Source organism: Streptomyces sp. NPDC093064 (genome assembly GCF_044754605.1).
In the GTDB taxonomy this organism is placed as follows: domain Bacteria; phylum Actinomycetota; class Actinomycetes; order Streptomycetales; family Streptomycetaceae; genus Streptomyces.
Window position 1 is genome coordinate 1 of sequence record NZ_JBIVPK010000107.1, and the last position, 8,623, is coordinate 8,623.

An 8,623-nucleotide genomic window follows, 5' to 3' on the forward strand; every position below is an offset into this window, starting at 1 on the left:
CGCCCGTCGAGTACGAGGCCAACCACTACATGGAATCCACAAAACCACAGGTCACAACCACAATCTGAGATCTCTACCGAACCCGGGGCGGTTCACACTCCGCACAAGACTGCGTTCGACGGCACCCTGGACCAGTTCGTCGCCCTGTACACCGACTTCCGCACCGGCGTGGGTCCCTGGACCCTGCCCGGCAAGCCACCCAACTCGCTGAGCTTCCGCTTCACCTGGAAGTTCAGCCCGAGCGCACCCAACAGCGCGCAAAGCGTGACCACCAACGAGGTGACCTTCACCTGGGAAGCGCGGGAAAGCAAGTGACTCTCCCAAGTGACCTGGCCGCCGGCGCGCCCCGCCAACCCACGGCCAAGGGCGCCCCGCACCCGATCCGCGTGGTCACCACGGTCATCTCACGTACCGTGGTCGGCTCGATGGGTGGGCTGCTGTTGTGGGCGCAATTGCCCGTGATGGCGCTGGGCTGGACAGCGGGCGTGGTGCAGTCCGGCTCCATGCGTCCCGCCCTCATGCCGGGCAACGTCGTTCTCTACCAGCCACCACCGCGCAACCGCACACCGGCGGTGGGCCAAATCGTGCTGGTCCAGGACCCCACCCGACCCAGCCATCTGCTCACCCATCGGGTCTACCAGGTACTTCCCAACAACAACCTGATCACCAAAGGTGACGCCAACTCCACACCGGACTCCACCCCGATCCGGCCCACGGCACTCCAAGGCGTAGCACGATTGCGCGTGCCCTGGATCGGGCTGCCAGTCCAGCTCTGGCGCGCCAAGCAGCCCATGCCCGAGGCGATCGTGCTGCTCGGACTTGCCGTTCTGCTCGCGCTTGCCGCTCTGCCACTGCACAGCCGCAGCCAACACAAGTAGCCCCCAGTGGCTTGCTGAGCAGAGCTCAGCGGGTGACAGCAAGCCAGCCGTGGTCGTCCGCCGCTGTTGGCGCGCGTTGGCGTACCCATACGGCCGCCCGTCGGTGGTGGCGGCGCCGCCGGCCGCCCGCGCTCCGGCCCAGGCAGAACGGGCTGCCCGCGAGCATGGCATGCACGCGCTCAGGCGCGCGGGGCCGACGATCCGCGATCGTCGGCCCCATCCGCCGAATGGGCGGGAAACCAGCTCTGACCTGCGCTTACAGCACCGGCAGGTGCTTCTTCAGTTCGAAGGCCGTGACCTCCGAGCGGTACTCGTGCCACTCGGCCCGCTTGTTGCGGAGGAAGAGGCGCGGGTCGGGAGCGACCTCGCGCGATCAAGGCTGGCCCAGTTCAGACCAGTAGCCGGGCAGTCGTCGTTGGTCTTCGTTGGTCGCTGTCGGCCGCCCTTCGACGGCCCACAGACGGCCCCGCAGGGCGACCCGGCAGATTTACAGTGGGCCACCCTTGCGGCCGGTGACCTGCGCATTCCTCATAGTCCAACCCACCAGGGGGACACATGGGGGAATCAGTCGTTCATCGGCGGGTGTCGGCGCTGCCAGGGCGGCAGTGACAACCTTCTGATCCGTAGGCGCGTGCAGCACCATCACGAACCGCTCGCCTGCTGGGACCTGTTGGCTCGCCCACCGATTGCGGGTGTGTCGCCGTGCTCGGTCGTACGCCTCTGTTGATGTCAGCTGCTGATGTCAGCCCGGGCAGTAGACGGAGACGAGTTGCGCCGCAGGCTCCACAGGGCTCATCGCTCGGGGAACTCGGTCGGTGTCGGTTGAACTCGGACGGCCCGCAGAGACGGCCCAGTGGCCCTCGCAGGCAACTGCCCGCACCCGGCTGCGGCTTCGTGCGAAGATCAGGCCCGCGTGATGGGACACGCGAATGGAGGGGTGGGACATGGACTGGTTCCTTGTTGGTGCGGCTGCGGTGGGCTTTGGCCTATTGGCTTTCAGCGGCTTCCTGGCCTTGGCCACCGGGTGGCTGCTGCCGTGGCTGCGAGGACGCGTAGTTAGGCCGGACCTGTGGGGGTATGGGGCAGTGTCGCTGGCCTTGAGCCTGGCGATGGCCATGTCCTTCAAGGTGGTGACAGGACATTCCACGATCGTGCTGGATGCGCTCTTCGTCGTCACCATCGCGTTGGCCATCCTGGGTGGCCTGCTTCAGAGGCGCTCGACGCGTCTCCCCGCAGACAAGTAACCGCCCAGCCTTTCGGCTGTTCTACTTCGTCTACGGACGACTTCTGATCTTCCTCAACTCTGCTTCAGTGATGAGCACCTGCGCCGGTACCCGAAGCACCGTCTCTGAGCAGGGGAAGAGACGTCGTCGACTGTCGTCATCTGTCATTGTTGAGCACCCCCGCACGGCTGGCACGATCCGCCGCCCAATCCGGCAGCCTCGCACCGACGACGCCGCCGGCCGGCGCCCCGGTGTTCTGGCGAGACAGCGCCTGATTACAGGGGCCGTGCTGGGCTGCTAGTAGGTGCCGTTGTGCGCCGCTGTGGGCGTACAGGTTGGCGTACGCCCACGGCTCTGTTTCGGCTGGTTACCACTGACAAAAGGCCACGGTCGCATCGTCTCCCGACTTGTAGCGCGGCCACCGGCGGCCTGTGGGGTCTGATGCCTCAACCTTGCGCACGGTCTTGATAAGTTGACGGGGACCTCCCGCATGCAATGTGGCGAACGCCTCATCCCAGGTGGCCATGCCGTACTCCGTGACGAGTCTCGACACTCCGTCCGACATGACGGCGGCGCACCGTACGTCTTCAAGCTTCGTCGTACCTGTCAGGCCATGCCGTGCCGACTCTGGATTGGTGCCTGCGACCAGGCACAGGTGGCGTTCATGTGCCCGGCCAAAGACGCCGACAAGCGGCCCTACGGCGGCAGCAAGGCCACCAGCCGCTACTTCACCGCCGCGAGGAAGATCCACAACCAGGGCCGCGCGGTCAACGTGCTGCTCTGGCAGGGCACGCAGGACCCCACCGACCAGAACCTCCCCAAGCTCGTACGGGAGGGCGCCCACACCCGCGCCTCCCTCGCGCTGGGCACGGAGTCGCAGGCGCGGATGGCGCTAGGGGACAAGGCCGTGGACGGCGGCGCCGCCCCGAACCTGCTCCGGCCCGGCCTGGACAAGGGCACGGTCGTCGTCGCCTCCGACGGCATCACCATCCCGGCCGGCCAGGCATCCATCACCGTCCGCACCCACTACATTGACACCGACACCGCCGGCGAGATCGCGGAGCGGGCCAAGGCACTGCGGGACGGGGTGACCACGCTGCACGTCATCGAGCGCGGTGAGGAGCGCGACCCGCTCGCCGACATCCACGCCGTGCTCGGGGACGCGCCGCGCGTGCTCACCGCCGACGTCCTCAAGCGACTCTCCGCGCTCAACTCGGACGCCTACGGCCGGTGGACGCCCGGCGACCTCAAGCGCGTGCTGGAGGACGCCGGAGCCGAGCCGTACAAGTCCGACGGCCGCATGGTCGTCGGCCGCGACCGCGTCGCCCGCGCCCTCGCCAACCGGGGTGAGGACGGTTCCGCTTCCGCCTCCGAGTAGAGGGAGGCGGACCCCCATCGGGTCAGGGAGGCAGGGAGAACTCCCTGAACCCCTCCCTGACCCGCCTCCCTGGCCCTGACCAGCGCAAATGATCGTTCAGGGAGTCAGGGAGGCGCGCAGCTCAGACCCTCGAAACACCCCTCCACAGCCACCCCACAAGGGGGTGGCTCCGCCTCCCTCACCGAGCACCGGAAGGGATTCCGCATGTACCCCGAGAACGCCCCCCATGCGCCCGCCGTGCGGGCCGTGGAAGTCCACCACCCCACCCCGATACCGCCCGCCGTCCCGGTCGCGGCGCACCTTGTCTCGATGCAGCCGGGCGCCCTGCCCGCCGTGGCGAGCGTGGTCCTGCCGGACGGGCGGGTCGTCACCGGCTACGCCATCGAGCCGGCCAAGCCCGAACCGGTCGCCGCGAAGCCGGCCGTCTCCCGCGTGGCGGTGAACGTCGCCCTCGGGGGCGTCGGGTTCCTCGCCGTCTGCGGCGGGCTGCTGCTGCTCACCTCGTTCATCGCCGCACTGACCGCGCTGATCACCCAGCTCATCATCCTGGCCGCCGTCATCTTCGGTGGTTGGATCGCCGTGCAGGTGTTCAGCGCGAGCGGCCGCAAGGGCGGCACCACCGTGAACATCCGCAGGGCCGTGATCAAGCGCAACCACTTCCACGGCTGAGACCGGTGAGACGTTGTCCGCGCTCCACTGAAAGCACTGCGGGGGCGCCCTGTGGTGATGCCCCGTCACTTTGGTCGCGTCACGACGACCGAGAGGAGATCGGAGACTACGACGGGTATGGGAGCCGGAAAACCTTGATCTCACCGGTGATCACCACCTCGGGGTTGTCCCACGGGTGATGTTCCAGCAGGTACTTCTCCAGCTCCGGGTACTGCTCGAAGGTCGTGGTCAGCAGCAGCCGCCACTCCTCGCGCTCCCCGAACTCGCCAAGGTGCCAGAACATCGACACCACGGGGCCGATGATCTGGGCACCGGCGGCCAGACGCCCCTGAACTGCGCCCTTGGCGAGGGCGACGGCTTGTTCACGTTCCGGCGTGGCGATCGACAACTGCAGGTACTCAGGCTCAGGCTCAGGCTCAGTCATGCGGGGAGCCTAGCGATCAAGCAGCCGCCTGTGACCAGGGAACTCAGTCGGCTAGGACACGCCGCTGCCCTGCCGATCACCACCCGCGCGCCGGCTCACCATCATCAGGGCGATGCCGGCCAGCAGAAGCGGGCCGCAGACCAGAGCCTGCCAAATGCCGGGCCAGCTCATCACGTGACTCAAGACCACCTGACAGCCCAGGCCGACGGCAACCAGCAACTGACCGCAGCCGTTGAGGCCAACACGGCGAACCGAATCCCGGTACCCGGAGGGCACCCAGCCACGGGTAACCGCCGCAACGCCCGAGACGGCGAAGACCAACGCCCCCAGAACAGGTATGGCGCTAACAGGTATGGCGAGTTGGAACTCCATGATCCCTCCCTATGCGCCGGCCCCCCGCCGACGCCGCCGTGATCATGACACCCGCCGCGCGCCGCGTCCACACGCTTCCGTGCCCACGACGCTCCTGACCGGCCGGACAGTCCCAGCAACGCCAAGGGCGGCCCCCACATCTCGCCAAAGACCGGGGCCGCCCTTGCCCAACCAATCCACAACAGACCTGTTGGAGGTCTCCCAGCATGACCCAACCGACCGACATTCGGGGAGAGCACCTGCATACCGCTCTCTCCCTGGCAGCCTCCGGCGTGCCTGTGCTGCCTTTACGAGCTGGGAAGGTGCCGTTCGGCAACTGCCACCGCTGCGCCGACAACGCGTGTGGTGGCCGGCCGAACATGAAGACCCCCGGCCCCTGCGCCTGCCCGGCGCCCTGCCACGGCTGGGCCGCCGCCACCACCGACCCGCACGCCATCAACTCGTCAACGTGGGCGCGGGCGTGGCGGGAAGCGGCGGCGGTGGCCTACCACCCCGGCGGCGCCGGCCTCACCGTCGTCGACCTCGACAACGCGGAAGCCATCGCGTGGGCCCGTGCGAACCTGCCCGCAACCCGAATCGTGCCCACCACCAGGGGTGAGCACTGGCTCTACCAGGGCGTCATGCAGTCCGCCAACGCCGTACGGCCCGGCGTGGACATCAAGTCGTCCATGCAGTACGCGCGGTGGCTCGGTCCCGGCGCCGGCGCCACGACAGCCTTGCCGGACGTCGTGCGTGCGCTGATCGTGAAGGAACCCTCCACGGTCCGGCCGGCGCCGCAGGCCGTCACCGTGCCCACACGGTCCGGAGAAGGGGGGTGTCGCCACCGCACGCCCGCCTACCTGGATCGTGGCATCGCGATGGCGGAGCAGCGCATCACCGAGGCCCGTAGCACGGTCCACGCCACCGTCTACCGCACGTTCCTTGCCGTGCTGTCCACTCACGGCCGGTGCGGCTGCCTCACCGAGGACCACATCGCGCGGCTGTTCACCGCCGCCCAGGCCAAGGGCGAAACGCCCCGGCATTGCACCGACGCGTGGGCCAACGCCCGTACACGGTTGGGACTGTAGCCATGTCCGACGACGAGAAGACCCCGGCACGCGAGGTCATCACCGACTACGCGCAGGCGCACTTCCGGTACTTCCGCACCGCGGACGGGACCGTGTACGCGCAGAAGAACGGCCACCCCGTGGCCCGCCCGATCCGCTCCCAAGGCACGACCGGCAGCCACCGCCAGGAACTCATGGTCGGCCTGTTCAAGGACGGGCGCGGCGTGTTCAACGGGACCGCGCTCAAGGAGGCATTGGACCTGATCGAAGCACTCGCGCTGACCGAGGACGTGCAGCCCGTCCACATCCGCGTCGCCCCCGGATTCGACGGCGCGACGTGGCTGGACCTGGGCCGCAACGACGGGCAGTCCGTCCGTATCCACCCCACCGGCTGGGACATCGCCATCCCCGACCCGCGCGAGGTGTGCTGGCGCCGCACCCAGCTCACCGGCGAACTCCCCCTGCCCGTCAAGGACACCAACGGCAAGGGCATCGACCTCCTCCTCAGGTTGTGCAACTTCGCCACCGCCGAGACCGAATGCCTGGCCGTGGCCTGGCTGATCGGCTGTCTCGGACCGTCGGTGCCCGTCCCTGCTCCCTTCCTCACCGGGCCGCAGGGCGCCGGCAAGTCCACCGGGGGGCGCATGCTCGTGCGGATCATCGAGGGCATGAGCGGTGATCTGCGCCGCGCTCCGAAGGACGAGGAGAACCTGATCGCGGCCGTCGCCGCCGGATGGGTCACCGCCCTGGACAACCTCTCCCACATGACCCCGGACCTGTCCGACGCCATGTGCTGCATCGTCACCGGCGCAGAGAACGTCAAGCGCGCTCTCTACACCGACGGGGACGTGGTCCGCGCCCGCTACCGCCGTCCCATGCTGCTGACCGGCATCGATGTGGGAGTCATCCGGCCGGACCTTGCGGAACGGCTCTTGCCGCTGCGTTTGGAGCGGCCCCGTGTCCGGCGCACCGAGGCGGAACTGTGGGCGGAGTACGCGGAGGTCCTGCCCGTGGTCCTCGGCTCGCTCCTGGACCTCACGGTCAAGGTCCGCGCTGCCGAGGCGGAGACCCCCACGGACCTGCGGATGGCGGACTTCGCGCACCTGTGCGCGCAGCTCGACGCGGCGACCGGCCTCGGAGCGCTCACCGCCTACCGGGCCAGCCTGGACGACCTGAACGACGACGTGATCGAGGGCGACCTCCTCGCGCAGACCGTCCTCAAGCATGCCGACAGCCTTGAGCCGGGCGCGGCCCAGCGGATGACCTCCACCGAGTGGCTGCACTGCCTCAATCGCCTCTACAGCGACGACGAACTACGTCCCCTGCCCAAGGGCTGGCCGACCACGGGCAAAGTCCTCTCCGACCGCCTCAAGCGCCTCCAGCCGACGCTTGCCGCGCGCGGTGTCCTCATCGACTCGGGCCGCACCAGCGAGGGCCGCTACCTCGAAATGACCCGCCAGCAAGCCCCGCCACCGCGCGAACAGAAGCGGATGTTCTAAAGCGCGATCCGCACGATCGCCCGGACAAGCAAGAAGAGCACCCCGTGCCAGTCGCGCGGGCGGCAGCGGCGGGGCGGCAGCCACCACGTCGTCGGATTCCGTGCCCGCGGACAGCAGACGCCTCAGCACATGCCGACGGAGCGGACCGGCTCCTTCGGGCACCGGTCCGCTCCGCTCCGTGTCGCTGTTAGCAGCGTCTAGCGGCCGCCGCCTCCGCCGCGGCCGCCGCCTCCGCCGCCGCCTCCGCCGCGGTCGTAGCCGACGCTGCGTCCGCCGCGTCCGCCGCGACCGCCGCGACCGCCGCGTCCGCCGCGACCGCCGCGTCCGCCGCGTCCGCCGCGTCCGCCGCCACCGCCGCGTTCACCGTAGTCCCGGTTCAGCGTGGGGAAGAGTGCGTTGAAGATCGCCATAATTCCTCCTGCTGGAACTTGTCTCTCAGTGGTTACGTCCAGGAGCGGGAATCGGATGGCGATTTAGGTCAATACGCGGCAAACATCCTCGCGTCTGCCGGAGACCGCGCGAGGTCCCGCCGTTCCCAATGACGGCGGGCCCCCGGGACAGGCGTGCTCCTCTTGCTGTTCGGCGGAACGCCGCCCGATGGTCGCGCCGCGCAGCGGCTCCTTCTTCACGCTGTGAGGCGCACCGCACCACAACAGACACCACCCCCTCTTTGTCCTAAGAGGGAAGACGCTGCGTCATCTGCGTCATGCAGGCCGAAAAACGGCACCTGACCTGCGACTAAAGCCATGACGCAGACGACGGTCCCTGCGTCATCCTGCGTCATCTGCGTCACCCCATGACGCTCCGATGACGCACCCCCAAACCACTGCGTCACACAAAACCGCAGGTCAGAAGCCCAAATGACGCTGATGACGCAATGACGCAGAAATCCGCACCTCGGACAGGCGCGGCTACGCCCTCCCCGCTTGGAGTCTCTATGGCAAAGCCGGCAGATCCCGACCCCCGCGCCACTCTCCGAGGCGGCCTCCCGGACCGGTACCTCACCCCCGACGACATCGCCGAGATGTTCGAGGTACCCCTCAGGGCCCCGGCGTTTGCCCGGCTCATCCTGACTTGATCGGTTGATGTCGGTAGTGGGCCCCGAAAGTAGGCGAACACGGCCCCTGTGGATCA

At 68.5% G+C, this 8,623-nt stretch carries 9 protein-coding genes and 3 pseudogenes; 8 read left to right on the forward strand and 4 right to left on the reverse strand.

Annotated elements, in window-relative coordinates; genetic code table 11:
• A partial coding sequence (locus ACIQFZ_RS42530) for a hypothetical protein (protein ID WP_402693898.1) occupies nucleotides 1–315 on the forward strand: 315 nt, incomplete at its 5' end.
• On the forward strand, nucleotides 312–878 hold the full coding sequence (locus tag ACIQFZ_RS42535; RefSeq protein WP_402693899.1) for a signal peptidase I: 567 nt from the start codon (nucleotides 312–314) through the stop codon (nucleotides 876–878). The genes ACIQFZ_RS42530 and ACIQFZ_RS42535, both read left to right, overlap by 4 nt.
• A gap of 256 nt (nucleotides 879–1,134) precedes the next feature.
• Here ACIQFZ_RS42535 and ACIQFZ_RS42540 read toward each other — a convergent pair.
• Nucleotides 1,135–1,221, reverse strand: a pseudogene (locus ACIQFZ_RS42540) (glutamine synthetase); the annotation flags it as partial.
• A 601-nt stretch (nucleotides 1,222–1,822) separates the two neighbouring features.
• Here ACIQFZ_RS42540 and ACIQFZ_RS42545 point away from each other — a divergent pair.
• From ACIQFZ_RS42545 to ACIQFZ_RS42555, 3 genes and pseudogenes are all read left to right on the forward strand, one after another.
• Nucleotides 1,823–2,122 (forward strand): hypothetical protein, encoded by a 300-nt coding sequence (locus ACIQFZ_RS42545; RefSeq protein WP_390840521.1) that lies wholly within the window; start codon nucleotides 1,823–1,825, stop codon nucleotides 2,120–2,122.
• A gap of 610 nt (nucleotides 2,123–2,732) precedes the next feature.
• Nucleotides 2,733–3,479 (forward strand): annotated as a pseudogene (locus ACIQFZ_RS42550) (ATP-binding protein); the annotation flags it as partial.
• Between the two features lie 204 nt (nucleotides 3,480–3,683).
• Entirely contained in the window at nucleotides 3,684–4,148 is a 465-nt protein-coding gene (locus ACIQFZ_RS42555) for a hypothetical protein (protein ID WP_365427585.1), read from the forward strand.
• 106 nt (nucleotides 4,149–4,254) lie between these two features.
• On the opposite strand, the gene cutA is transcribed toward ACIQFZ_RS42555, so the two are convergent.
• Both cutA and ACIQFZ_RS42565 read right to left on the reverse strand, forming a co-directional pair.
• The gene (gene cutA / locus ACIQFZ_RS42560) at nucleotides 4,255–4,572 is read right to left on the reverse strand and encodes a divalent cation tolerance protein CutA (RefSeq protein WP_365427582.1); all 318 of its coding nucleotides are present in this window, start codon (nucleotides 4,570–4,572) and stop codon (nucleotides 4,255–4,257) included.
• Between the two features lie 51 nt (nucleotides 4,573–4,623).
• A complete protein-coding gene (locus tag ACIQFZ_RS42565) occupies nucleotides 4,624–4,944 on the reverse strand; it encodes a hypothetical protein (protein WP_365427579.1) in 321 nt (106 codons plus the stop codon).
• Nucleotides 4,945–5,150: 206 nt separating this feature from the next.
• Here ACIQFZ_RS42565 and ACIQFZ_RS42570 point away from each other — a divergent pair, with 206 nt between their 5' ends.
• Together ACIQFZ_RS42570 and ACIQFZ_RS42575 are read left to right on the forward strand one after the other, a co-directional pair.
• Complete coding sequence (locus ACIQFZ_RS42570; RefSeq protein ID WP_365427576.1) at nucleotides 5,151–6,011, forward strand: bifunctional DNA primase/polymerase; 861 nt, start codon at nucleotides 5,151–5,153, stop codon at nucleotides 6,009–6,011.
• 2 nt (nucleotides 6,012–6,013) lie between these two features.
• Nucleotides 6,014–7,489 carry an ATP-binding protein gene (locus ACIQFZ_RS42575; protein ID WP_402693900.1) on the forward strand — a complete coding sequence of 492 codons (1,476 nt, stop codon included), beginning with the start codon at nucleotides 6,014–6,016 and terminating at the stop codon, nucleotides 7,487–7,489.
• A gap of 197 nt (nucleotides 7,490–7,686) precedes the next feature.
• Here the strand turns inward: ACIQFZ_RS42575 and ACIQFZ_RS42580 are convergent, their stop codons facing one another.
• Nucleotides 7,687–7,899 carry a hypothetical protein gene (locus ACIQFZ_RS42580; RefSeq protein WP_402693901.1) on the reverse strand — a complete coding sequence of 71 codons (213 nt, stop codon included), beginning with the start codon at nucleotides 7,897–7,899 and terminating at the stop codon, nucleotides 7,687–7,689.
• Between the two features lie 527 nt (nucleotides 7,900–8,426).
• On the opposite strand from ACIQFZ_RS42580, the pseudogene ACIQFZ_RS42585 reads away from it, so the two are divergent.
• A pseudogene (locus tag ACIQFZ_RS42585) lies at nucleotides 8,427–8,531 on the forward strand (DNA-binding protein); the annotation flags it as partial.
• Nucleotides 8,532–8,623 lie beyond the last annotated feature (92 nt).

Bases quoted from the DNA above. Each gene is read 5' to 3' on its own strand.
- cutA (WP_365427582.1), bottom strand. From the start codon at position 4,572: ATGACTGAGCCTGAGCCTGAGCCTGAGTACCTGCAGTTGTCGATCGCC.
- ACIQFZ_RS42555 (WP_365427585.1), top strand. From the start codon at position 3,684: ATGTACCCCGAGAACGCCCCCCATGCGCCCGCCGTGCGGGCCGTGGAA.
- ACIQFZ_RS42580 (WP_402693901.1), bottom strand. From the start codon at position 7,899: ATGGCGATCTTCAACGCACTCTTCCCCACGCTGAACCGGGACTACGGT.
- ACIQFZ_RS42565 (WP_365427579.1), bottom strand. From the start codon at position 4,944: ATGGAGTTCCAACTCGCCATACCTGTTAGCGCCATACCTGTTCTGGGG.
- ACIQFZ_RS42570 (WP_365427576.1), top strand. From the start codon at position 5,151: ATGACCCAACCGACCGACATTCGGGGAGAGCACCTGCATACCGCTCTC.
- ACIQFZ_RS42575 (WP_402693900.1), top strand. From the start codon at position 6,014: ATGTCCGACGACGAGAAGACCCCGGCACGCGAGGTCATCACCGACTAC.
- ACIQFZ_RS42545 (WP_390840521.1), top strand. From the start codon at position 1,823: ATGGACTGGTTCCTTGTTGGTGCGGCTGCGGTGGGCTTTGGCCTATTG.